A 508-nucleotide genomic window follows, 5' to 3' on the forward strand; every position below is an offset into this window, starting at 1 on the left:
CAATGCGGTGGTGGACGACTGTCCCTGCTGGATCGCCTGGGTGACCGCGTCGAAGTAGCCGGTGCCCACTTCGCGCTGGTGCTTGACCGCGGTGAAGCCACGCTCGGCCGCTTCGAACTCGGCTTCCTGCAGTTCCACGAACGCGCTCATCTGGCGGCGCGCATAGCCGTGGGCCAGGTTGAACATGCCGTAGTTCAGCGCGTGGAAACCGGCCAGGGTGATGAACTGGAACTTGTAGCCGTAGCTGCCCAGTTCGCGCTGGAACTTGGCGATGGTGGCGTCGTCCAGGTTCTTCTTCCAGTTGAAGCTGGGCGAGCAGTTGTAGGCCAGCAGCTTGCCCGGGAACTTCGCATGGATCGCCTCGGCGAACTTGCGTGCGAATTCCAGGTCCGGCTTGCCGGTCTCGCACCACACCAGATCGGCGTAGGGCGCATAGGCCAGGCCACGGCTGATCGCCTGGTCCAGGCCGTTGCGGGTCTTGTAGAAGCCTTCCACGGTGCGCTCGCCG

1 protein-coding gene is annotated in these 508 nt (G+C 64.2%); it reads right to left on the reverse strand.

All coding sequences use genetic code 11. From position 1 onward, the window contains the following. Positions 1-508, reverse strand: a 508-nt coding sequence (locus C9414_RS21205) for a beta/alpha barrel domain-containing protein (protein ID WP_483295702.1), incomplete at both ends; no start/stop codon positions are given.

The sequence above is a fragment of the Bacillus sp. Nf3 genome, from assembly GCF_003028545.1.
Lineage (GTDB): Bacteria > Bacillota > Bacilli > Bacillales > Bacillaceae > Bacillus > Bacillus safensis.